The following is a 22,807-nucleotide window of genomic DNA, read 5'->3' on the forward strand; positions in this document are numbered from 1 at the left end:
CCCATGCTGCAAATCCCCACCCGCGCCCAATGTCGGGCACAAACAGGGCCATTACAATGCCGACTCGGTCCATTGCCTTGGTGGGTGGAACGCTCCCACAGAGCGATTCGAACTATCTCGGAAGATGCGTTCCTCTAATTGCCTGAAAGCTGCTTGCGATGCGTTTTGCTCCCCTGCCTGTTTGCTCCGTTGTGCTTGTATCTCTCGCGCTTGCCGGGTGTTCCAGCACGCCAGAAGACAAAACCGCGGGCTGGAGTCCGAACCGCATTCATTCTGAAGCCAAGGACGAAATGAACAGCGGTGCCTACGACAAGGCCGTCCCGCTGCTGGAAAAGCTCGAAGGCCGTGCGGCAGGCACTCCGCTGGCGCAACAGGCGCAGCTCGATAAAGCCTACGCACAGTACAAAGGCGGCGAAAAAGCCCAGGCCATTGCAACGCTCGATCGCTTCATGAAGTTGCACCCCGCCAGTCCCGCGCTGGACTACGCGCTGTACCTTAAGGGCTTGGTCAACTTCAATGACAACCTCGGACTGTTCTCCTGGATTTCGCGCCAAGACCTGTCGGAGCGCGACCAAAAAGCGGCCAAGGACTCGTTTGAGTCCTTCAACGAGCTGGTCACCCGTTTTCCTGAGTCGCGTTACGCTCAGGACTCACGTCAGCGCATGACGTACATCGTCAATTCGCTAGCCCAGTACGAAGTTCATGTGGCGCGCTACTACTATGAGCGCGGCGCTTACGTTGCAGCCATCAGCCGCGCGCAGGTGGCGCTGGCCGACTACAAGGATGTGCCTGCGCTGGAAGAAGCGCTGTTCATCCTGATCCGCTCATACGACGCACTGGGCATGACGCAACTGCGCGACGACGCTCGCCGCGTGATGAGCGCCTCTTATCCTCAAAGCACCTACTTGCGCGACGGCAAGTTCAGAGAAAAGTCTGATCCGTGGTGGAAGTTCTGGTGACAGACGCCAAGTCTTCCAGGGCAGCATGAAATTCCTCAGCACCTGACAGCCGCCGCATGGGCGGCAGCGCGGCAATCAGTCGTTTGCCGTAACCCATGCGCACCAGGCGTGAATCGCAAACGACCAGAACGCCTCGGTCGCTTTCGTGGCGAATCAGGCGTCCGGCCCCTTGTTTGAGCGCCACGGCAGCTTCTGCAAGCGCGTATTCTTTGAACGCACTACCGCCAGACTGCTCGATCTGCAAGGTACGGGCCTCCACCAGAGGGTCACCCGGCGGGGGGAAGGGCAGCTTGTCAATTACCACCAATTGCAGCGCGTCCCCTGGCACATCAAACCCCTCCCAAAAACTGGCGGAAGCCACGAGAATGCAGCCGCCCTGTGGCCCTGCCCCTGCGCGGAACCGCTCCATCAGACGAAGTTTGGGCCACTCCCCTTGCGCCAGCACCTCCAGGGATGAACCCAGTTGCGCCAACTGCTGCCGCAGCACCTGGGCAATCACTGCAATAGCGCGCAGCGTTGTCGTAAGGACCAGGGTTCGACCACCCAGCGACATGGCAGCATTCGCGACCAGCGCAGCCACAGCGCTACCGTGCCGTGGGTCGGAGGGTGACGGGAAATCCTCAGGCACATACATAGCGGCCTGCGCGGCGTAGTCAAATGGGCTGGGTACTCGCAAAATGCGCGCCCCTTCCAATCCGCAGCGTTTCACAAACCATGAAAGCTCTGCATCATGGCCCAGCGTGGCAGAGGTGAAGATCCACGCCCGCCCCAGGCCTTCACTGGTGGCAGGCCAGCCATCGTCGTCCACACTTTCTTGCGGCTGGGGCAAAAAACGGGTGCGCATGGCATCGGCAATATCCAGGGGGGACTCCACGAGCCGCAAGCCGCCGCCCACATCAAGCCACCGCACACTGCCCTGCGGGCAAGGCTGGCCAAAGCGCTCCAGGCGCGCCAACAGGGACGTACCGCGCTCCGACAGGCGGGTGATGTCCGGGGCGATGTCATGGTACGCGTCCAGCGCCTGCGCCAGCAGGCTGCATGACTGGAGCACCGCTGCCATGGCAGCTTCCCAGTCAGGTGCAACAACACCGTCGGGCGCACCTTGTGCCCAGCCGCGCTTTCCTGAAGATGCAAGACCATCGCCCGCTGCATGGCGCCACCGCAAGACCGCGCCTTCCAGGCCAACTGCAAGTTGTGGCCAATCGGCATAGCCACGGGCATGCGCCAGACCGGCTGAGAGCGCATCGCGGGCAAATTCAACGAACTGCCCGGTCGATAGTTGAATCCCCAAAAACTGAAGGCCTGCATCGCTGAGCTGGTGCGCCTCGTCAAACACCACCACGCGCACTGATGGCAACAGCTCTGCTACCCCCGACTCGCGCACGGCCATGTCGGCAAAAAACAGGTGGTGGTTGACCACCACCAGATCGGCGGCCATGGCTTGCCGGCGGGCCTGGTTCACGTGGCAGTCCTTGGCATTGGGGCAATGGCTGCCCAGGCAGTTTTCGCGCGTTGAAGTGACCCAGGGAATGACGGGCGACCGGTCGTCCAGGCCCGTGAGCTCCGACAAGTCGCCGCTGCGGGTGCTGCGTGACCACTCTTCAATCTTTGCGAGCACACGGATCTGCTGCGGCGACTCGCCCCCCACGGCATGGCGCGCCATACCAAGGCGGTGCAAGCACAGGTAGCTGCTGCGCCCTTTGAGCAACGCCACACGCACGGGAACCTCCAGCGCCTGCACAAGGCGGGGAATATCGCGTGAAAACAACTGGTCCTGCAATGCCTTGGTGGCCGTGGACAACAGCACCCGCTCACCGCTGAGCAAGGCGGGCACCAGGTACGCATAGGTTTTACCCACACCAGTACCTGCCTCGGCCACCAACACCTCCCCTGCTCCCATCGCATGGGCTACAGCCTGGGCCATGGCCAGCTGACCTTCCCGCGGCTGGTAATGCGGGTCCGCCCGTGCCAACACGCCGTCCACGGAAAACACCGACTCCACCATGGCGCAAAGCTCCACAGCTGAGGTCTGGGAATCGGTCATCGTCATGCGTATCTCAAGCAGATGTTCCAGTGCACCAGGTGCGCTGGCGAAACGGGGCCAACCAGTGAATTTGTGAGGAGATGTTGGAGCAGAGGGAGCTTGCCGTACTTTTCACCAAAGTCCGGTGCACACCAAAATGGCGAAAATGCCACAGGCGCGCCGATAATAAGCGGCTCAGCACCCCAAAACGACCGGCAGCGCTCCCGCACGCACCACAATCTTCAGAATGACCAAAGCGTTCCGTCTTATCGCCTCCACCGGTATCCACAAAGGGGACCGGGAGTACCAGCAGGATCAGGTGTCCTTGATTTCTCACAGCCGTCACAACGGCTGCGTGCTGGGGGTTGTGGCGGACGGCATGGGCGGGCGCAGTGGTGGGCGCAAAGCGTCTGACCAGGTCATGATGACGGCCCGCCAGCTTTTTGAGCGCTACTCCCCCGAAACCGACGACCCTGCCGCCATGCTCAAAGCCATGGTGGAAGAAGCGCACATCGTCATTCGGCTGACCGCCATTTCGGCAGAGCAGGAACCGCACAGCACCATTGCGGCATTCCTCATCAATCCGCGGGGCGACTGCCACTGGGTGCACGCCGGGGATTCACGCATCTACCATTTCCAGGGTGGTCGGCTCATCCACCGTACCAGTGACCACTCCTACGTTCAGGCGCTGGTAGATCGCGGAGAGCTGACGGAGGCTGAAGCCAACAACCATCCGCATTCGAACATTCTGGTCGGGTGCCTGGGCACAGAAAGTGACCCGCCGGCCACAACCCACATGATTTCGCAATTGCGCCCAGGGGATGTCCTGCTGGCCTGCAGTGACGGCGTGTGGCACTACTTCTCGCCCACCGAGCTGGCCTCCGTGGTCGATTCGCTCTCCCCGCGCGAAGCGACGGAATTTCTGATCGAGAAAGCACGCTCACGAGCCCGAGGCGGCGGCGACAACCTGTCGCTGGTCATCGTCAAGATCGAAGCATTGGTCGAAGAGAAAAAGATACCGCGCCTGGCTTCCACCGCGCCTTGAAAGAAATGGGTGCCAGTGGCCCCCATCCACCCAAACCAGTACATGGCAATGGCCGTGATGCAGGCGGTATGCGTTCTGCCCTGCTTCTAGCCAAGAGTGCTCCAGCTCATGCAAAGCGAGTAGCTGGCACGCTGTGCCGACCTAAAAGACGGTCAGCCGATCACTCTCCAGGCTCAACGCCTCTCAAGGAGGCGTAGGCAGGGTAGCCGCTGGCTTGTGTCCATTGGCTGCAGCATCCGCCTTCTCCTGCTCGCGCTTTGCGCGGCGGGCTTGAGCGGCCTTCTCCACCTCCAGCTGCCTCTGACGGGCCTGGGCCGCTCGCTCTGCCGATTCCTTCTCCCGCAACGCTTGCTCTGCCGCCTGGCTTTGCTGACGCTCGCGTTGCTGGCTGGCACGGGCTGCGGCTTCGCGGTCACGCAGCTTCACGGAACCGGCGGTATTTTCACGTGCCCCAGACCTGCCTGTCGGTTCAGCCTTGCGCACCACAGCCGATGCAGGCGGTGTCGTCGCCGCAGCAGCTGAGGCCTGCTTCTCCTCGATTTGCCGAAGACGTTGCTGGGCTTTTTCCTTGCGCTCGGCATCATTGAGCTGAACCTCGCGCGCGCGCAGCCGGGACTCGACCTCTCGCCACTGGTTGCGAACATCACGCAAGCAATCCTCCACCGCAAACAACTGGTAGCACTTCGTTTGCGCTTGCGTGCGCTGCTCTGCGTTGCGTCGGCGAACCTGCTCAATCGCTGCGCGCTCGGCATCCCGCTGGGCTGCTGCCGAAGCCTCTAGACCTGCTGAGGCAAGTTGACCATGAGCCTCCTGCTCGCCCGACTGGGCTCCGGCCACCCCCAACCAGAGAGCAAGAACCGATAAGGTGATGAGTTGTCGCGCTTTCATGTCAGCCCCGTGTCCACCAAGCGCCGCTCCAGATCCAGGAATTCTTTGGACTGCATTTCATTCAGGCGCGATACCGTGCGAGGAAACTCGTGGGACAGCGGCCCCTCGGTATACAACTGCTCTGGCGGCACGGCAGCCGAGACGATCAGCTTGACGCGGCGGTCATACAGCACATCGATCAGCCAGGTGAAACGGCGTGCCGGCGAAGCCATGTTGACTGGCATGTAGGGAACACCCGACAGCAGCACCGTATGGAACTGGGCGGCTATTTCAAGGTAATCGTTCTGCGAACGCGGGCCACCGCACAGCGCGTTGAAGTCAAGCCACACCACCCCGCCTGCCTTGCGGCGCGCACGAATCTCGCGCGCCTCGATGTGCAGCACCGGGTCTTCGTCATGCACCTCTGCCAGCTGGTTGAATGCCTCGTTCATGGCCGCGTCAGCCTCGGGCCCCAGCGGGGTGTGATAGAGCTTGACGTGCTCCAACGCACGGCGACGGTAGTCTGTGCCGTTGTCTACGTTGACGACTTCCATGCGCTCGTTGAGCAGGGCAATTGCGGGAAGAATGCGGTCACGGTGCAGACCGTCTGGGTACAGGCCATCGGGCACGAAGTTCGAGGTGGTCACAAACCCCACACCGTTGTCAAACAGGGACACCAGCAAGCGATGCAGGATCATCGCGTCCGTGATGTCAGCGACGTGAAACTCGTCGAAGCAAATGAGCTTGTAGCGCTTGGAAATGCGGGCGCCCAGCACATCCAGGGGGTTCACCGTGCCCTGCAGCGCCACCAGCTCACGATGCACCTCGCGCATGAATTCGTGAAAGTGCAGGCGCACCTTGCGCTTGATGGGCACCGCATTGAAAAAGCAGTCCATCAAAAAACTTTTTCCGCGCCCCACCCCGCCGTACATGTAAACACCCTTCGGGATGTCGGGCCGGTTCAGCAGCTTCTTGAGGGCATTCGACCGTTTGGACTTGTACGCTGCCCAATCGTCGGCACAGCGCTGCAAAGCGTCGATCGCACGCAGCTGCGCAGGGTCACTTTGAAAGCCTTTGGCGGCCAGCTCGGCCAGGTACGCCTGTTTGACGCTCACGGTGTTGATGCCTCAGAAAAGGCTAACCCCCGCAGTGGCGCGAGGGTTAGCTATTAATTTAATAGCTGCCAGCGCTTACCCATAGTGCGCTAGCGGCTATTTTGACTGAAATTCTGAAGTCAGAAGTTCAGTGTGCGCTTGTCCACGGCCAGAGCAGCTTCCTTGGTGGCTTCGCTCAGGGACGGGTGGGCGTGGCAAATGCGCGCGATGTCTTCGGCGCTGGCCTTGAACTCCATGGCCACCACGGCTTCAGAGATCAGCTCGGAGGCCATGGGGCCCACGATGTGCACGCCCAGGATTTCGTCTGTGGTTGCGTCGGCCAGGAACTTGACCATGCCAGTCGTGTCGCCCAGTGCGCGTGCGCGCCCGTTGGCCAGGAAGGGGAACGTGCCCGCCTTGTACTTCACGCCATCGGCCTTGAGCTGCTGCTCGGTACGGCCCACCCAAGCGATCTCGGGGCTGGTGTAGATGACCCAGGGGATGGTGTTGAAGTTGACGTGACCATGCTGGCCAGCAATGCGCTCGGCCACGGCAACGCCTTCTTCCTCCGCCTTGTGCGCCAGCATCGGGCCACGCACCACGTCACCCACAGCCCACACGCCGGGCAGGTTGGTCTTGCAATCGCCGTCCACCACGATCTCGCCACGCTCGCCCAGTTGCAGGCCCACGGCTTCGGCGTTCAGGCCAATGGTGTTAGGCACGCGGCCGATGGAGACGATCAGCTTGTCGGCGTCCAATGTCTGGGCTTCACCCTTGGCATTGGTGTAGGCAATGCTCACGCCGGACTTGCTGTTCTTGATCTCACCCACTTTCACGCCCAGTTCGATCTTCAGGCCTTGCTTGTCGAACGCCTTCTTGGCTTCCTTGGCGATCTGCTCGTCCACGGCACCCAGGAACGTGGGCAGGCCTTCCAGAATGGTGACATCCGCGCCCAGACGGCGCCACACAGAGCCCATCTCCAGGCCAATCACGCCCGAGCCAATCACGGCCAGCTTCTTGGGGGTGGCACCAATGCGCAGTGCGCCGTCGTTGGACAGCACGTTCACTTCGTCAAATGGCACGCCAGGCAGCGCGCGGGCGTTGGAACCCGTGGCAACGATGATGTGCTTGCCCACCAGCGTTTCTTCGGCGGCGCCAGCCACCTTGATCTCATAGCCGCCTTCGGCAGCCTTCACGAACGAACCACGGCCGTGGAAGAAGCTGACCTTGTTCTTCTTGAACAGGTACAGGATGCCGTCGTTGTTCTGCTTCACCACTGCATCTTTGCGGCCGATCATCTTGGCCACATCGATCTTGATGTCCTTGGCGGAAATGCCATGGTCCGCAAAGTGGTGGTTGGCGTGCTCGAAGTGTTCGGAAGATTGCAGCAATGCCTTGGAGGGAATGCAGCCCACGTTCGTGCAGGTGCCGCCGGGTGCGGGGCCACCCTTCTCGTTCTTCCATTCGTCGATACAGGCCACAGTCTTGCCCAGCTGGGCGGCACGGATGGCCGCGATGTAGCCACCAGGGCCACCACCGATGACGATGACGTCGAATTGCTTGCTCATAAGAAATCTCGTTGATTCAGTTGAAGAAAAACCCACCGGTGAATAGCGCCGCGCAGTGCTTGCGCCAGGGGCTTCACAGGTGGGTTCCGGTTTCAGAGGACGGGTGTCAAAGCTCGATCAGATGTCGAACAGCAGACGGGCTGGGTCTTCCAGCGCTTCCTTCATGGCGACCAAGCCCAGCACGGCTTCGCGGCCGTCGATGATGCGGTGGTCGTAAGACATTGCCAGGTAGTTCATCGGACGGATCACGATCTGGCCGTTTTCCACCACAGCGCGGTCCTTGGTCGCGTGCACGCCCAAGATGGCGGACTGGGGTGGGTTGATGATGGGGGTAGACATCATCGAGCCAAAAGTGCCGCCGTTCGAAATCGAGAACGTGCCGCCAGTCAATTCTTCAATACCCAGCTTGCCTTCGGCAGCCTTTTTGCCGAACTCGGCGATCTTCTTCTCGATCTCGGCAAAGCTCATCTGGTCGGCATTGCGCAGGATGGGCACCACCAGACCACGGGGCGAACCCACGGCGATGCCGATGTCGAAGTAGCCGTGGTAAACGATGTCGTTGCCGTCGACAGAGGCGTTCAGCACAGGGAACTTCTTGAGGGCGTGCACAGCCGCCTTCACGAAGAAGCTCATGAAGCCGATCTTCACGCCATGTTCCTTGGTGAACGCGTCCTGGAACTTCTTGCGCATGTCCATCACGGGTGCCATGTTCACTTCGTTGAACGTGGTCAGGATGGCGTTGGTCGATTGCGACTGCAGCAGACGCTCGGCCACACGGGCACGCAGGCGGGTCATAGGCACGCGCTGCTCTGGACGGTCACCCAGGTTGGGGGCGGCAGGAGCTGCCACCTGGGGCAGCGCCTTGGTGGGCACGCCTGTGGGGATCACGCTAGGAGCGACAGCGGGCTTGGCACCGCCGGCCACGGCGGCCAACACGTCACCCTTGGTCACGCGGCCATCCTTGCCGGAGCCAGCCACGTCGCCAACAGACAGGTTGTTGTCGGCCAGCAGCTTGGCGGCGGCAGGCATGGCCACGTCGCCCTTGGAGCCACCAGCAGCAGGTGCCGCCACGGCGGCAGCAGGGGCCGCAGCTGCGGCTGCGGGGGCAGCAGCAGGCGCAGCCGCGCCAGCCTTGCCTTCGGTGTCGATCTTGGCGATGACCTGGTCAGACACCACGGTGCCGCCATCACCCACCACCAGCTCAGCCAGCACGCCAGCCGCAGGTGCGGGCACTTCGAGCACGACCTTGTCGGTTTCGATTTCGATCAGGATTTCATCGGCAGCAACAGCTTCACCGGCTTTTTTCTTCCAGGTCAGCATGGTGGCTTCCGCCACGGATTCAGACAACTGGGGGACTTTGACTTCTACGATAGCCATGACAAATTCTTTCAGTGAGGGTTTTGTTCTGTATTCGGGTTTCCGGCCTTACTTGGTCAGGACAAAACCCTTGAGCTTGGCGAAGGCGGCATCCACCAGGGCCTTTTGCTGTTCCTGGTGCAGGTGCGAGTAACCCACCGCAGGCGATGCGGAGGCTGCACGGCCGGCATAACCCAGCTTCTGGCCATCGAGCATGTTCTCGTGGATGTTGTGCTGGATGAAGAACCAGGCGCCCTGGTTTTGGGGCTCGTCCTGGCACCACACGATTTCGGTCGCATTGGGGTACTTCTTCAGCTCAGCGGCAAATGCCTTGTGCGGGAAGGGGTACAGCTGTTCCACACGAATGATGGCGACGTCGTCGGCTTCCTTTTCGGTGCGCTTCTTCACCAGGTCGTAGTACACCTTGCCCGAGCAAGCGATCACACGCTTGACCTTGGCTGCCTTCTTCTCGATGGCGTCATCCTGCTCAGGGATCACCGTCTGGAAGCTGCCCTTCGTGAACTCGGTCAGCGGCGAAGTGGCGTCCTTGTTGCGCAGCAGCGACTTGGGCGTGAAGATGACCAGCGGCTTGCGCAGGTCACGCACCATCTGGCGACGCAGCACGTGGAAGATCTGGCTGGCCGTGGTGGGCTGCACGAGCTGCATGTTGGCGTCAGCGGCCAGCTGCATGAAGCGCTCCACGCGGGCCGAGCTATGCTCCGGGCCCTGGCCTTCGTAGCCGTGCGGCAGCATCAGCGTGATGCCGTTCAAGCGGCCCCACTTCACCTCACCCGAGGCGATGAACTGGTCGATCACCACCTGCGCGCCGTTGGCGAAGTCACCGAACTGCGCTTCCCAGATCACCAGGGTGTTGGGGTCGTTAGAGGCGTAGCCGTATTCGAAGGCCAGCACGGCCTCCTCGGACAGGATGGAGTCGATGACAGTGAACGGAGCCTGGTTCTCGGCGACGTTCTGCAGCGGCACGTAGGTGCCTTCGTCCCACTTCTCGCGCTTTTGGTCGTGGATGACGGCGTGGCGGTGCGTGAACGTGCCGCGGCCGCTGTCCTCGCCCGACAGGCGCACCGGGTAGCCCGAGGCCACCAGCGATGCGAAGGCCATGTGCTCGCCCATGCCCCAGTCCACGTTGATCTCGCCACGGCCCATGGCGGCGCGGTCGTCGTATACCTTCTTCACCAGCTGGTGTGGGGTAACGGTCTCGGGGATCGTGGTGATCTTCTCGGCCAGGCGCTTCCACTCGGTCAGAGGAATGGCGGTGTCACCAGCGTCCGTCCACTTCTTGCCCAGGAAGGGCGACCAGTCCACTGCGTACTTGCTCTTGAAGTTGGTCAGCACAGGATCCACGGTGTGCTTGCCAGCGTCCAAGGCGGCCCGGTAGGCCTTGGCCATCTCATCGCCCAGAGTCTCACCCAGGCCTTGAGCAGCCAGCTTGTCGGCGTACAGCTTGCGCGTGCCGGGATGCTGGGCAATCTTCTTGTACATCAGCGGCTGGGTCAAAGCAGGAGTGTCCTGCTCGTTGTGGCCCAGCTTGCGGAAGCAGGTGATGTCCACCACCACGTCCTGGCGGAATTCCATGCGGAACTCCAGGGCCAGCTGGGTGGCCAGCACCACGGCTTCTGGATCATCGCCATTGACGTGCAACACGGGCGACTCGACCATCTTCACGATGTCGGTACAGAACGTGCTGGAGCGCAGGTCGCGCGGGTCGGAGGTGGTGAAGCCGATCTGGTTGTTGATGATCAGGTGCACCGTACCGCCCGTGGTGTAGCCACGGGTTTCGGACAGGGCCAGGGTTTCCTGGTTCACGCCCTGGCCGGCAAAGGCCGCGTCACCGTGCACCAGCACGGGCAGCACCTGTTTACCCTTGGGGTCGCCGCGGCGGTCCATGCGCGAGCGCACCGAGCCCTCGACCACGGGGTTCACGATTTCCAGGTGCGAGGGGTTGAAGGCCAGCGACAGATGCACCGGGCCGCCGGTCGTGGAGACGTCGGAGGAAAAGCCCTGGTGGTACTTCACGTCACCGGCGGGCAGGTCCTCGGGGGCGGTGTGCTCGAACTCGGCGAACAGGTCCTTGGGCATCTTGCCCAGGGTGTTGACCAGCACGTTCAGGCGGCCGCGGTGGGCCATGCCGATCACCACTTCCTGCACGCCCTTTGCGCCTGCGGAGTTGATCAACTCGTCCATGGCGGCAATGAAGGACTCGCCCCCCTCGAGCGAGAAGCGCTTCTGGCCCACGTACTTGGTGTGCAGGTAGCGTTCCAGGCCTTCGGCGGCCGTCAGGCGCTCCAGGATGCGCTTTTTCTTGTCGGCAGAGAAGTTGGGCTTGCTGCGGATGCTTTCCAGCTTTTGCTGCCACCAGCGCTTTTGCACCTGGTCGGTGGCGTACATGTACTCCACGCCGATGGTGCCGCAGTAGGTCTCGCGCAGCGCGTTCAGCAGCTCGCGCAGGGGCATCTTGTCCTTGCCGAAGAACGTGTTGCTGGTGTCGAACACGGTTTCCTGGTCGGCGTCGCTGAAGCCGTAGAACGAAGGCTCCAGTTCTGGAATGTTGGGGCGCTCAGTGCGCTTGAGGGGGTCCAGATCAGCCCAGCGCTGACCCACGTTGCGGTAGGCGGCAATCAGCTGCTGAACGGCGGTGCGCTTGCGGCCCATTTCGGCGTCAGCGCTTGCAACCACCACTTTGGTGCCGCCAGCCTTTGCGCGCTCAGCGAACGCGTTGACCACGGGAAGGTGCGGAACGTCCTTGGCATTGGAGCCATCCACAGCGGGTACGTGCTGCAGTGCATCAAAATACTCGCGCCACGTGTCGGGCACGCTGCCAGGATTGGCAAGGTAGTTTTCATACATCTCTTCGACATACGGCGCATTGCCGCCGAAGAGGTAGGTGTTGCCTTGGTAGGCTTGATAGACGGATGTCGTATCGCTCATATTCCGCTGACCTCCGCTCCCCTGCAGGGAGCATTAGCTGGTTGGTAAACCTTCCGCGACACGGCTGAACCGGTTGGCGGATGCGACTGTGGCTGGGGAAGGGCCTAGGGTTGCGGTGGCGATTGTGCCACTGAACCGGGCATTGACCAAGGTCGAGCTGGAAAGTGCCTTTGCTCTGCCGCGAAATAATCAGGTGGCGTGTCGTACATTGCGGGGCTGTATTGCCCGAATGCAACCTGGTAAATGACTCAACACCCACTTCAAAACAAGGCATTTCTGCTGCTGCTGGCCATCGTGAGCGTCGCATTTGGCGCCATCCTCTGGCAGTTCCATGGCGCAATTTTCTGGGGAATCGTGCTGGCTATCCTCTTCACCCCCCTGCACCGCATAATGCTGCAGCGCATGCCCCGGCGCGAAAATTTGGCCGCCCTTTGCACGCTGGGGCTGTGCATGGTCATGGTGATTTTGCCCATGACGCTCATCGGCGTCTCATTAATACAGGAGGCCACGGCCATTTATGAACGGCTCAAAAGCGGGCAACTCAACTTTGGGGCCTACGTTCAGCAGGTGGTAGCGGCGCTCCCCGCCTGGGTCACCCAGCTGCTGGAACGCTTGAACCTCACCACTTTGGAAGAGCTTCAGCAAAAGCTCTCGTCCGTGGCTGTTCAAGCCAGCCAATTCCTGGCCTCCCAGGCGGTGAATATTGGCCAAAACACGCTTGAATTTCTCGTCGGCTTCGGGATCATGCTGTACCTGCTGTTTTTCCTGCTGCGCGATGGGCGCGCTCTAGCGCTTCGCATCAACCATGCCACGCCGCTCGACAACGACCACAAGAGAAAGCTGGTGAGCAAATTCACCACTGTGATCCGGGCCACTGTGAAGGGCAACATCGTTGTGGCAGCATCTCAAGGGGCTCTGGGCGGGCTGATTTTCTGGATTCTGGGCATCCAGGGGCCGGTGCTGTGGGGCGTGCTCATGGCGTTTCTGTCGTTGCTGCCCGCTGTCGGGGCTGGCTTGATCTGGGTGCCGGTGGCCATCTACTTTTTGGCTACGGGGGCCATTTGGCAAAGCGCAGTGCTCACGCTCTTCGGCGTTTTTGTCATCGGCCTGGTGGACAACGTGCTGCGCCCGATACTGGTCGGCAAGGACACCAAAATGCCCGACTATGTCGTGCTGATCTCCACCTTGGGCGGCATGGCCTTGTTTGGATTGACCGGCTTTGTGATCGGCCCGGTCATTGCCGCCCTCTTCATGGCCTGCTGGGATCTGTTTGCTCCTGCGGAAGGTTCTGGAGCGCCACCGCCCAACGCGTGATCTGCTCAAACAAAAAAGGGAGCCCTTCCGTGCTCCCTTCCATCCGTCAGTCCTTGTGGCCACCATGCCCCCGGCCATTGCCGTGGGGGTGCCGATCATCACGGTGCCCATGACGATGGTCATCGCCCTGCGGCCCCGCGTGGTGACCGCCCCGCTTCGGCGGACGGCTTCCAGGCTCTTTCACGAAGTACACCGGCTGACCACAGGCGTTGTAGCGCCCACAGTGTTTGGCCCAGTTCTTCGCATGCCCTGGCGGCACATACATGTAAATAGGAGAGCGGTGAACCGCTACCGGGGGCCGTTGAATGATGACGGGCTCTGCATAGATCAACGGAGGTGGACCACCGCTTCCGATCTGAATCCGACCGTACACACCCGGCGCCAACTGTCCATCCACGGTGGCGTTTACGTAGCTCTGCGCCCAAGCCACGTTGCCCGCCAACCCCAGCAAAAGCCCTGCGCCAGCAGCCAAGAGCTTGTGCGGCAACAAATTCACGATCATTTGTTCACTCCAAAGTACTTTCATCATCATTTGTAACCGCCTCCGCTGGGCTGAACATTGCTCCACGATGTTTTTTTGTAAGCGGCTGTTGGCAGCCGTCCAGAAAATGAAACGGCTATCGCGTCACTTCACGCACCGATAGCAAGTGCAGACGGCACTAAATATTTGGTAACCGGATTGGCGCAGTGGATTAGCATGCGCCAAACCCCCCTCATGAAAGCCTGCCATGCCCTATGAACGACGCCACTACGTGCGCGTGCAGTTTGATGCACCCGCTGTGTTGACCCTGGCCACAGCAGCCTTCAACGTGCAGGTGCTGGACTTGTCTCTCAAGGGTGCGTTGATCACCCTGCCTGAAAACGCGCAGGTTCCTGCCGGCATGCCCTGCCAGCTCGACGTGCCGCTGGCCGAAACGGAGGATTGCATCTCGATGACCGCAGGCATTGCCCATGTGGATGGGAATCGTGCGGGGCTGCTGTGCAGAAGCATTGACCTGGACAGCGTCACCCACCTGCGGCGCTTGATTGAACTGCAACTGGGCGACCCCGCATTGCTGGAGCGCGATCTGGCAGAACTCATTCAGTCATCGAGTTCTGCCGAGTAATCCCCCGCGCGGTAACGGGGGCGGCCGTCAGGCCTTTGCCTCGGCGGCCAACTCGTTTTCCTGCAACGCGCGCCACATCACCTTGCCACTGCCGCTCTTAGGCAAGGCGGGCACAAACTGCACGATGCGCGGCACCTTGTACACCGCCATGTTCTCGCGGCACCAGTCAATGATCTGCTGCTCAGTGGTGTCCTTGTGGGTAGCGCGCAGCACCACCACCGCCTTCACCGTTTCGCCCCGGTAGCTGTCCTTGGCGGCGATGATGCAGGCCTCTTGAATCGCTGGGTGGCGGAACATCAATGCCTCCACCTCGGCCGGCCAGACCTTGAAGCCGCTGGCGTTGATCATGCGCTTGAGCCGGTCCGTCAAAAAGAAATAGCCGTCTTCATCCATACGCCCCAGGTCGCCCGAGCGGAAAAACCGCTTGCCCTCGAACTCGATGAACGCCGAAGCCGTGGCGTCGGGCCGCTTCCAGTAGCCCTCAAACACCTCGGGGCCGTGGATGATGATCTCGCCCTGCTCACCCACAGGCACCTCCTGCAGCGTGTCAGGGTCCATCACACGGGCATCAGTGCTCATGAAGGGGATTCCCAGGCACTGCTGCTTGGGATTGTCAGGCGGGTTGGAGTGCGACGGCGCAGCGGTTTCGGTCAGTCCATACCCCTCGGCATAACGCAGCCCATATTGCTCCAGCAACCGCTGTGCTACCGCCTGCGGCATGGCTGCGCCGCCACCGCCGATGTAGACCAGGCTCGACAGGTCATAGCTTGCAAAATGCGGGCTGGCCAGCAGGTCAATGACCATGGTGGGGATATTGGTCCAGTTCGTCACCTGCCAGCGTGAAATCAGGCGGCCCGCCAAATCGCGGTCCCATCGGGGCATGATCACAATGGTGGCAGCACTGTAGATCGAGGCATGCATCACACTGACCATGCCAGTGATGTGGAACATGGGCACCACCGCGAGGGTGACGTTATCGGCCGACCCAGCCCCCCAAAGCGCACTGGCCACCGCGTTGTGCATGATGCTTTTGTGCGGGTGCATACACCCCTTGGGCAGCCCGGTGGTGCCGCTGGTGTAGGGCAACAAAGCCAAGTCCTGCGGCCCCACCGCCAGGGCGGGCGGTTCGCTGGTGCAGGCGATGGCATCGCTCCAGGCATGTGCCTGGCCTTGCTGCAGCGCAGGCAAAGGGTGGCGCGTGCCCAGCCAGTCTGCCCACGCAGAGGGGGGAGCATCATCACCGCTCACGTTGGCATCGAACGCATCGGTGAACTGGGTAACGACAAGGTGCGCCAGGCGCTCGGCTGGTGGCAATGCATCACTGGCCTGAACCCATTCAGCCGCCAGGTCGCCCGTGGTGATGGCGATCTTGGTATCGGGATCGGTGATGTAGTGCTTGAGTTCTTCGGCCCGGTTCATCGGGTTGACGGGCACCACCACCGCGTTGGCCCGCAAAATGGCAAAGTGCGCCATCACGAGTTGAGGGCAGTTCTGCATGCACAGCGCCACGCGATCGCCCCGTTTCACACCCAAAGTCGCCAAGTAGGCAGCCAGGCGCTCAGCGCCCTCCTTGAGCTGACGATAAGTCAGCGTACGACCAAAGAAAACCAGCGCCACCTTGTCCGGATAACGCTGGGCGCTGATGGCCAGGTTGTCCCACAGCGAGGTGGATGGAACAGTGATGGCATGGGGCAGACGACGGGGCCAGAACTTGTGGTGCGAGCGCATAGGGCGAACAGTCTCCTTTGCCTGCAAGCCTAGATGCCTACAGGCAAGCGGGCAATGGGGATCGCCCGCCAGGCCGTCACCAAGGTGACCGAGACACAGGCATCGCCGTCACAGCCGCCTGCGTGATCTGCTGAGCCCCTCGTGTGCCTTGATGGGCAAGGCACAGCGCATGCAGCAAAGCCCCACCGTTAGCTGTTCACCTGCGCCCACAGCTTGTCCAGCCGCTTCACGCTCACCGGCTGGGGCGTGCGCAGCTCTTGCGCGAAGAAGCTCACGCGCAGCTCTTCCAGCAGCCAGCGCAGCTCTTGCATGCGAGCGTCCACCGCGCCCTTGCGCTCGGCCACCAGACGCCAATAGCGTTGCTCTTGCGGGCGCAATTCGGCCAGCTTGGCAGCATCGCGTGCGGGGTCAGCGCGGTACTTGTCCAGGCGCAGGGTGACGGCCTTGAGGTAGCGCGGAAAGTGCGCCAGTTGCGCCCAGGGGGCCTGGGCAATGAACTGCTTGGGCATCAGGCGCTGCAACTGCTGGGCCACATCGGCCGTAGCGTCCGGCGCGTTCTTGGTGTCCTTGAGCTTGCGGGCGGCAGCCGCGTATTCGATGAGGATGGTGCCCGCCAGGCGAGCCACCTCGTTGGCAATCAGCGTCAGGCGGCCCCGGCCTTCGTCCACTCGGCGTTTGAAGGCGGCCTCGTCGGTGGGCAGCGGGTCGAGCAGAAAAGCGCGGTCCAGCGCCACATCGATGATCTGGGCACGCAGCTCATCCTGCGTGCCCAGCGGCATATAGGCCACAGCCATCTTCTGCAGGTCGGGGATGTTCTTTTCAAGGTACTTGAGCGCGTCCTTGATCTGCAGCGCAAACAAGCGACGCAGACCCGCACGGTGCTTGGTGGCCGCCACCTCAGGCTCGTCGAAAACCTCGATGGTGACCGCATCACCGCCATCGATCAGCGCCGGGAAGCCCACCAGCGTCTGTCCGCCCTTTTTGATTTCCATGAGTTCGGGCAGCTCACCAAACGTCCAGGTGGTGTAGCGCTGGCCCGCCGGGGCGGTTGGTGCTGAAGCCGGTGCAGGGGTAGCCTTTGCTACATTTTTAATAGCTGCTTGCGCTTTACCCTCGGGCGCTGGAGCCCTTTTTTGCTCTGATCCACCCTGCCCGCCCAGCTTGAGCCCCGCCAGCGCCTGGAAGGCCCCCCGCGCCTTGGCGCCCCATTCGGCCTTGAGCGCGCCCAGGTTGCGGCCATGGCCGAGCTGGCGGCCATGCTCGTCCACCACGCGGAAGTTCATGAACAGATGCGGGCTGAGCATATCGAGCTTGAAGTCTGCCCGCTTCACATCCAGCGAGGTCTCGTCACGCACTTGCTTGAGCAGCGCGTCCGTCAGGCTGCCAGTGCCAAAGCGCTCAGGCGCGGTGAACAGCTCGGCCAGCCGCATGGCCGATTCGGGCAGTGGCACAAAGCGGCTGCGCGGGCGCTGGGGCAGGCTCTTGAGCAAGGCCTGGATTTTGTCCTTGAGCATGCCGGGCACCAGCCATTCGCAGCGCTCCTCGCTCACCTGGTTCAGCACAAACAGCGGCACCGTCACGGTGATGCCGTCGCGCGGGTCACCTGGCTCGTGCAGGTAGCTGGCGGTGCAGTCCACGCCGCCCAGGCGCACGGTCTTGGGGAAGGCGCTGGTGGTGATGCCTGCGGCCTCGTGTCGCATCAGCTCGTCGCGGGTGAGCTTGAGCAGCTCGGGGTTGGCGCGGCTCGCGTCCTTGTACCAGCGCTCAAAGCTCGCGCCGCTGCACACATCCTGTGGCACCTGCTGGTCGTAGAAGGCGTAGATCAGCTCGTCATCCACCAGCACGTCCTGGCGGCGGGATTTGTGCTCCAGCTCTTCCACCTTGGCGATCAGCTTCTGGTTGGCGGCCAGAAACGGCAGGCGGGTTTCCCACTCGCCCTGCACCAGCGCCTCGCGCAGAAAGATGTCGCGCGCACCGTGGGGGTCCACCTTGCCAAAGTCCACCCGGCGGTTGTTGTAGATGACGATGCCGTACAGCGTGGCGCGCTCCAGCGCAGTGACCTGGGCGGCCTTTTTCTCCCAGTGCGGGTCCAGCATCTGCTTCTTGAGCAGGTGGCCGCCAATCTGCTCTATCCATTGCGGCTCAATCGCGGCAATGCCCCGGCCAAACAGGCGCGTGGTCTCCACCAATTCGGCCGCCACGATCCAGCGGCCCGGCTTCTTGTTCAGGTGCGCGCCGGGGTGCTTGTAAAACTTGATGCCGCGCGCGCCCAGGTACCAGTCGTCCTCGTCGCTCTTGCAGCCCACGTTGCCCAGCAGGCCTGCCAGCATCGACAGGTGAATCTGCTCATAGCTGGCCGGTTGCGTGTTGATGCGCCAGCCGTGCTCGGTCACCACCGTGAGCAGCTGGGTGTGGATGTCGCGCCACTCGCGCAGGCGGCGGATGCTGATGAAGTTCTGCCGCAGCAGTGCCTCGTACTGGCGGTTGCTGAGCTTGTGCGTGGGTGCGACCTCAGGTGTTGCAGCCGTGGCGGCCGCTGGCGCTGCTACCCGCTGCCCCACGGGCAAGATGGCCTGCGAAGGCGCTTTCTTGAGCGCCATGGCCTTTTGCGCACGGGCCGATGGCAGGCTGGGTGCCCCGCCCCGAGCTTCGTTGATCCACTTCCACAGCTTCAGGTAGCCGCTGAACTCGCTCTTTTCGTCATCAAACTTGGCGTGCGCCTGGTCGGCCTGCTGCTGTGCTTCCAGCGGGCGGTCGCGCACATCTTGCACGCTCAGGGCGCTGGCAATCACCAGCACCTCGTCCAGCGCTCGGCGTTCGCGGGCTTCCAGAATCATGCGGCCCACGCGCGGGTCCAGCGGCAGCTTGGACAGCTCCACGCCCATGGGCGTCAGCTCGTTCGCATCGTCCACCGCGCCCAGTTCGGACAGAAGTTGGTAGCCGTCGGCAATGGCGCGGCCCGAGGGCGCCTCGATGAACGGAAACTGCGCTACGTCGCCCAGGTGCAGCGACTTCATGCGCAGGATGACACCGGCCAGGGACGAGCGCAGGATTTCCGGGTCGGTGAAGCGCGGGCGGCTGTTGAAGTCCGCCTCGTCATACAGGCGAATACAGATACCGTTGGCCACGCGGCCGCAACGGCCCGCGCGCTGGTTGGCAGCAGCCTGGCTGATGGGCTCCACCAGCAACTGCTCCACCTTGCTACGGAAAGAATAGCGCTTGACGCGCGCTGTGCCAGCGTCAATCACATATCGGATACCTGGCACCGTGAGCGAAGTCTCGGCCACATTGGTGGCCAGCACGATGCGGCGGCCCGTGTGGCCATCAAAAATACGGTCTTGCTCGGCCTGCGACAGGCGCGCGAACAGTGGCAGCACCTCGGCGTTGCGCATTACCGGCTGGTGCGACAAGTGCTTGCGCAGGTGGTCGGCCGCCTCGCGGATCTCGCGTTCGCCTGGCAGGAAGATCAATATGTCTCCACCCGCATTGCCCTGCCACAGCTCATCCACCCCATCGGCAATGGCCTCGTTCAGGCCGTAGTCGCGGCTGTCTTCAAACGGGCGATAGCGCTGCTCCACCGGAAAGGTGCGGCCCGACACCATGATGACGGGCGCGGGGCCTTTGGCGCTCTCAAAGTGTTTGGCAAACCGGTCCGCGTCGATGGTGGCCGAGGTGACGATAACTTTCAGATCTGGCCGGCGCGGCAGGATCTGGCGGATATAGCCCAGCAGAAAGTCGATGTTGAGGCTGCGCTCGTGCGCCTCGTCGATGATGAGCGTGTCGTAGTTTTTGAGCAGCGGATCAGTCTGCGTCTCGGCCAGCAAAATGCCGTCCGTCATCAGCTTGACGGAGGCATCACGGCTCAGCCGGTCCTGGAAGCGCACCTTGTAGCCCACCACCTCGCCCAGCGGTGTCTTCAGCTCTTCGGCAATGCGCTTGGCCACGCTGCTGGCGGCAATGCGGCGTGGCTGGGTGTGGCCAATCAGCTGGCCTTTTTGCCCCGGCTTGGCATTGCACTTGCCCCGGCCCAGTGCCAGCGCAATCTTGGGCAGCTGCGTGGTCTTGCCCGAACCCGTCTCGCCGCACACGATGACGACCTGGTGCTTTTCGATGGCAGCCATGATCTCTTCGCGCTTGCCCGATACCGGAAGCGACTCAGGAAACTCGATGTGCAGGGGGGCTGCGGGGCGCGAAGGGGTGCGGGGAAGCTCTGGCGGACGCTGTTCTGAAGACATAGCCGTGCATTATCGATAGCCACGCCCCTGTTCCAGCCCGAAACAAACCGTGGCCACGCTGTTTCCACGGTTTCATGCCACTTCTTTTTTCCACACATCAGCGCTTCGCATGCTTATGATGCGCGACTTGGCGACCCCGGCGGTCGCCTTCCGTCATCTGTGCCTCCTGCATATTCCAAGGCTTCTTCCCCACCGCCATGTCTGCCGTTTTCAATTTCACTTTCGTGCCCTGGTTCCGGTCGGTGGCGCCCTACATCCACAAGTTTCGCAACCAGACCTTTGTGATCGGGCTGACGGGTGAGGCCATTGCCGCCGGCAAGCTGCACAACATTGCGCAAGACTTGGCGCTGATCCAGGCCATGGGGGTCAAGATCGTGCTGGTGCACGGCTTCCGCCCTCAGGTGAATGAACAGTTGGCCGCCAAGGGGCACGCCGCCAAGTACTCGCACGGCATCCGCATCACGGATTCGGTGGCGCTGGATTGCGCGCAGGAAGCCGCTGGCCAGTTGCGTTACGAGATTGAAGCCGCCTTCAGCCAGGGGTTGCCAAACACGCCCATGGCAGGCGCCACGGTGCGGGTAATTTCAGGTAACTTTCTCACCGCACGGCCCGTGGGCATTGTGGATGGGGTGGATTTCCAGCACTCGGGCCTGGTGCGCAAGGTGGATGTGGCCGGCATCCAGCGCACGCTGGACATGGGCGCGCTGGTGCTGCTGTCACCCTTTGGTTTTTCCCCCACGGGCGAGGCGTTCAACCTGAGCATGGAAGAAGTAGCCACCAGCGTGGCGATTGAGTTGCGGGCAGACAAGCTGATTTTCCTCACGGAAGTGCCCGGCATTCGCATGCAGCCCACCGAGCCCGAGAGCGAGGACAACCCCATCGACACCGAACTGCCGCTGGCGGCAGCACAGGCCTTGCTGGCAAAGCTGCCGCCCGCGCAGCAACCGACTGATACGGGGTTTTATTTGCAGCACTGCGTGAAGGCCTGTAAAGCGGGCGTGGAGCGCAGCCACATCATTCCGTTTGCACTCGACGGCTCGCTGCTGCTGGAGGTGTATGTGCACGACGGCATCGGCACCATGGTCATCGACGAAAAGCTGGAAGAGCTGCGCGAGGCCACCATTGATGACGTGGGCGGCATCTTGCAACTGATCGAGCCGTTCGAGAAAGATGGCACGCTGGTCAAGCGCGACCGCACCGAAATCGAGCGCGATATCGCCACCTACACCGTGATCGAGCACGATGGGGTGATTTTTGGTTGCGCAGCCCTCTACCCCTACCCCGAAGCCAAGACAGCGGAGATGGCGGCGGTCACGGTATCGCCCCAAAGCCAGGGCACGGGCGACGGTGAAAAGCTGCTCAAGCGCATTGAGCAGCGCGCCCGCGCCATGGGGCTGGACAGCATCTTTGTGCTGACCACCCGCACCATGCACTGGTTCATCAAACGCGGCTTTCAGCCCGTGGACCCTGACTGGCTGCCCGATGCACGCAAGCGCAAGTACAACTGGGACCGCCGCAGCCAGGTGCTGGTGAAAAAGCTCTGATTTACTGCCCGGCGAGCTGCATGCGCAGCCATGCCGGGCAGCCCTGACTGACCAAAGCGACTACAACGCCACGGCCTCGAAGGCCGGGTAAAGCTCGTCGATCCAGTGGTTGAGCTCATCCTGCGTGACATGCAGGTGGTCCATGCATGCCTGGCCGTGCAGCGTCCATTCACGGGTCGGCGTCAGGTTTTCGTGGTGGTGGACCAAATATTCCGCCAGCAACCCCAGCGCTACCAGATGCCGCACGGTGGCATCGAATCGTTCATCGCTCAGGCAGGAAAAGTCGTGGTGCAGCCAGATGGCCTGGGCCACATCAGGGGGCAGATGCCAGGTGCGCGCCACGATGGCGCCCATCACCGCATGGTCCGTGCGGTGTGCGGCATTCTCGGTTTGCGTGAAGGTGCGGTCCTTGCGCGCCAGGGCTTCCGTCACCGTGCCTGCATAGCCGCGCACTGCCTTCACCAGCACAGGCATGCCCACGTGGCAGAAAAGACCGAAGCTGTAGCCCAGCCCCGGGTCAAAGCTGTAAAGCTGGCGGCCAATGTATTCGCAGGCGATGGCCTTGCGCTGGGAGCTTTCCCAAAAATGTTCCAGCAGCGGAGTACGCACATGCAGTGCATTGCGGGTGATGAACGCAGTAAGCAACTCCAGGGCGGGCTGCAAGCCCAGCACCGTGAGTGCCATGCCCACGGTCTGCACTGGTTGCGCCAAGCCGTACAACGGGCTGTTGGCGGTACGGATCAGTGCAGCCGCCATGGCCACGTCTGACGAAGCCAGTTGCTCCAAGGCCTGCGAATCGAGCTCGGGGGCCGACGCGATCTCCTGCAACCTCACCAGCGAGTCTGGGCAGGGCGGAATGACGATGGCGCGCACGCTGGGGTGGGCGCGGGCTGTCTCGATGTCATGGTCTATGGAGTGGGAGGTCGCGGCGGGGGATCGCACTGACATCAAAGCCGGCATGGTCGCGCTTTCGGTACGGGTTCGACACGGTTTCAATTGGTTGCATTGTGCAGCCAAAAGAT

Annotated in this window: 15 protein-coding genes; 5 read left to right on the forward strand and 10 right to left on the reverse strand. The window is 62.1% G+C overall.

Features of this window, described 5'->3' with window-relative positions; all coding sequences use genetic code 11:
- Positions 1-158: 158 nt before the first annotated feature.
- Positions 159-959: an outer membrane protein assembly factor BamD gene (locus tag PQV96_RS11040; protein WP_207373346.1), complete on the forward strand. Its 801-nt coding sequence runs from the start codon at positions 159-161 to the stop codon at positions 957-959.
- Here the strand turns inward: PQV96_RS11040 and PQV96_RS11045 are convergent.
- Complete coding sequence (locus PQV96_RS11045; RefSeq protein WP_273622885.1) at positions 922-3,009, reverse strand: DNA repair helicase YoaA; 2,088 nt, start codon at positions 3,007-3,009, stop codon at positions 922-924. The genes PQV96_RS11040 and PQV96_RS11045 overlap by 38 nt on opposite strands.
- 220 nt (positions 3,010-3,229) lie before the next feature.
- Here PQV96_RS11045 and PQV96_RS11050 point away from each other — a divergent pair, with 220 nt between their 5' ends.
- Positions 3,230-4,027, forward strand: coding sequence for a PP2C family protein-serine/threonine phosphatase (locus PQV96_RS11050; RefSeq protein ID WP_207373347.1), 798 nt, complete (start codon positions 3,230-3,232; stop codon positions 4,025-4,027).
- 183 nt (positions 4,028-4,210) lie between these two features.
- On the opposite strand, the gene PQV96_RS11055 is transcribed toward PQV96_RS11050, so the two are convergent.
- The 5 genes from PQV96_RS11055 to PQV96_RS11075 all read right to left on the reverse strand — a co-directional run bounded on the left by PQV96_RS11055 (position 4,211) and on the right by PQV96_RS11075 (position 11,858).
- The gene (locus PQV96_RS11055) at positions 4,211-4,915 is read right to left on the reverse strand and encodes a hypothetical protein (RefSeq protein ID WP_273622888.1); all 705 of its coding nucleotides are present in this window, start codon (positions 4,913-4,915) and stop codon (positions 4,211-4,213) included.
- Positions 4,912-6,009 (reverse strand): cell division protein ZapE, encoded by a 1,098-nt coding sequence (zapE, locus tag PQV96_RS11060; protein ID WP_273622890.1) that lies wholly within the window; start codon positions 6,007-6,009, stop codon positions 4,912-4,914. Before zapE ends, PQV96_RS11055 begins: the two co-directional genes overlap by 4 nt.
- Before the next feature lie 119 nt (positions 6,010-6,128).
- Positions 6,129-7,556, reverse strand: a complete 1,428-nt coding sequence (gene lpdA, locus PQV96_RS11065; RefSeq protein ID WP_273622893.1) for a dihydrolipoyl dehydrogenase — start codon at positions 7,554-7,556, stop codon at positions 6,129-6,131.
- A gap of 117 nt (positions 7,557-7,673) precedes the next feature.
- Positions 7,674-8,933 (reverse strand): 2-oxoglutarate dehydrogenase complex dihydrolipoyllysine-residue succinyltransferase, encoded by a 1,260-nt coding sequence (gene odhB / locus PQV96_RS11070; protein WP_273622895.1) that lies wholly within the window; start codon positions 8,931-8,933, stop codon positions 7,674-7,676.
- A 48-nt stretch (positions 8,934-8,981) separates the two neighbouring features.
- Positions 8,982-11,858 carry a 2-oxoglutarate dehydrogenase E1 component gene (locus tag PQV96_RS11075; RefSeq protein WP_142084375.1) on the reverse strand — a complete coding sequence of 959 codons (2,877 nt, stop codon included), beginning with the start codon at positions 11,856-11,858 and terminating at the stop codon, positions 8,982-8,984.
- Between the two features lie 243 nt (positions 11,859-12,101).
- Between PQV96_RS11075 and PQV96_RS11080 the strand changes: the two genes are divergently transcribed.
- Entirely contained in the window at positions 12,102-13,172 is a 1,071-nt protein-coding gene (locus tag PQV96_RS11080) for an AI-2E family transporter (RefSeq protein ID WP_273622898.1), read from the forward strand.
- 46 nt (positions 13,173-13,218) lie between these two features.
- On the opposite strand, the gene PQV96_RS11085 is transcribed toward PQV96_RS11080, so the two are convergent.
- On the reverse strand, positions 13,219-13,674 hold the full coding sequence (locus tag PQV96_RS11085; RefSeq protein ID WP_273622900.1) for a hypothetical protein: 456 nt from the start codon (positions 13,672-13,674) through the stop codon (positions 13,219-13,221).
- 226 nt (positions 13,675-13,900) lie between these two features.
- Between PQV96_RS11085 and PQV96_RS11090 the strand changes: the two genes are divergently transcribed.
- The gene (locus PQV96_RS11090; RefSeq protein WP_207373352.1) at positions 13,901-14,278 is read left to right on the forward strand and encodes a PilZ domain-containing protein; all 378 of its coding nucleotides are present in this window, start codon (positions 13,901-13,903) and stop codon (positions 14,276-14,278) included.
- 27 nt (positions 14,279-14,305) lie between these two features.
- Here the strand turns inward: PQV96_RS11090 and PQV96_RS11095 are convergent, their stop codons facing one another.
- Both PQV96_RS11095 and hrpA read right to left on the reverse strand, forming a co-directional pair.
- Complete coding sequence (locus PQV96_RS11095; RefSeq protein WP_273622903.1) at positions 14,306-16,006, reverse strand: long-chain fatty acid--CoA ligase; 1,701 nt, start codon at positions 16,004-16,006, stop codon at positions 14,306-14,308.
- Between the two features lie 188 nt (positions 16,007-16,194).
- A complete protein-coding gene (gene hrpA, locus PQV96_RS11100) occupies positions 16,195-20,241 on the reverse strand; it encodes an ATP-dependent RNA helicase HrpA (RefSeq protein ID WP_273622905.1) in 4,047 nt (1,348 codons plus the stop codon).
- 197 nt (positions 20,242-20,438) lie between these two features.
- Here hrpA and argA point away from each other — a divergent pair, with 197 nt between their 5' ends.
- Positions 20,439-21,785: an amino-acid N-acetyltransferase gene (gene argA / locus PQV96_RS11105; protein WP_198847020.1), complete on the forward strand. Its 1,347-nt coding sequence runs from the start codon at positions 20,439-20,441 to the stop codon at positions 21,783-21,785.
- A 60-nt stretch (positions 21,786-21,845) separates the two neighbouring features.
- Here argA and PQV96_RS11110 read toward each other — a convergent pair whose 3' ends face one another.
- Positions 21,846-22,733 carry an HDOD domain-containing protein gene (locus PQV96_RS11110; RefSeq protein WP_273622910.1) on the reverse strand — a complete coding sequence of 296 codons (888 nt, stop codon included), beginning with the start codon at positions 22,731-22,733 and terminating at the stop codon, positions 21,846-21,848.
- Between the last annotated feature and the right edge of the window lie 74 nt (positions 22,734-22,807).

Source organism: Acidovorax temperans (assembly GCF_028596105.1).
Taxonomy (GTDB): Bacteria; Pseudomonadota; Gammaproteobacteria; order Burkholderiales; family Burkholderiaceae_C; genus Acidovorax; species Acidovorax temperans.

Bases quoted from the DNA above. Each gene is read 5' to 3' on its own strand.
- PQV96_RS11090 (WP_207373352.1), top strand. From the start codon at position 13,901: ATGCCCTATGAACGACGCCACTACGTGCGCGTGCAGTTTGATGCACCC.
- PQV96_RS11075 (WP_142084375.1), bottom strand. From the start codon at position 11,858: ATGAGCGATACGACATCCGTCTATCAAGCCTACCAAGGCAACACCTAC.
- PQV96_RS11080 (WP_273622898.1), top strand. From the start codon at position 12,102: ATGACTCAACACCCACTTCAAAACAAGGCATTTCTGCTGCTGCTGGCC.
- PQV96_RS11050 (WP_207373347.1), top strand. From the start codon at position 3,230: ATGACCAAAGCGTTCCGTCTTATCGCCTCCACCGGTATCCACAAAGGG.
- hrpA (WP_273622905.1), bottom strand. From the start codon at position 20,241: ATGTCTTCAGAACAGCGTCCGCCAGAGCTTCCCCGCACCCCTTCGCGC.
- PQV96_RS11045 (WP_273622885.1), bottom strand. From the start codon at position 3,009: ATGACGATGACCGATTCCCAGACCTCAGCTGTGGAGCTTTGCGCCATG.
- lpdA (WP_273622893.1), bottom strand. From the start codon at position 7,556: ATGAGCAAGCAATTCGACGTCATCGTCATCGGTGGTGGCCCTGGTGGC.
- PQV96_RS11095 (WP_273622903.1), bottom strand. From the start codon at position 16,006: ATGCGCTCGCACCACAAGTTCTGGCCCCGTCGTCTGCCCCATGCCATC.
- PQV96_RS11085 (WP_273622900.1), bottom strand. From the start codon at position 13,674: ATGATCGTGAATTTGTTGCCGCACAAGCTCTTGGCTGCTGGCGCAGGG.
- PQV96_RS11110 (WP_273622910.1), bottom strand. From the start codon at position 22,733: ATGTCAGTGCGATCCCCCGCCGCGACCTCCCACTCCATAGACCATGAC.
- odhB (WP_273622895.1), bottom strand. From the start codon at position 8,933: ATGGCTATCGTAGAAGTCAAAGTCCCCCAGTTGTCTGAATCCGTGGCG.
- PQV96_RS11040 (WP_207373346.1), top strand. From the start codon at position 159: ATGCGTTTTGCTCCCCTGCCTGTTTGCTCCGTTGTGCTTGTATCTCTC.
- argA (WP_198847020.1), top strand. From the start codon at position 20,439: ATGTCTGCCGTTTTCAATTTCACTTTCGTGCCCTGGTTCCGGTCGGTG.
- PQV96_RS11055 (WP_273622888.1), bottom strand. From the start codon at position 4,915: ATGAAAGCGCGACAACTCATCACCTTATCGGTTCTTGCTCTCTGGTTG.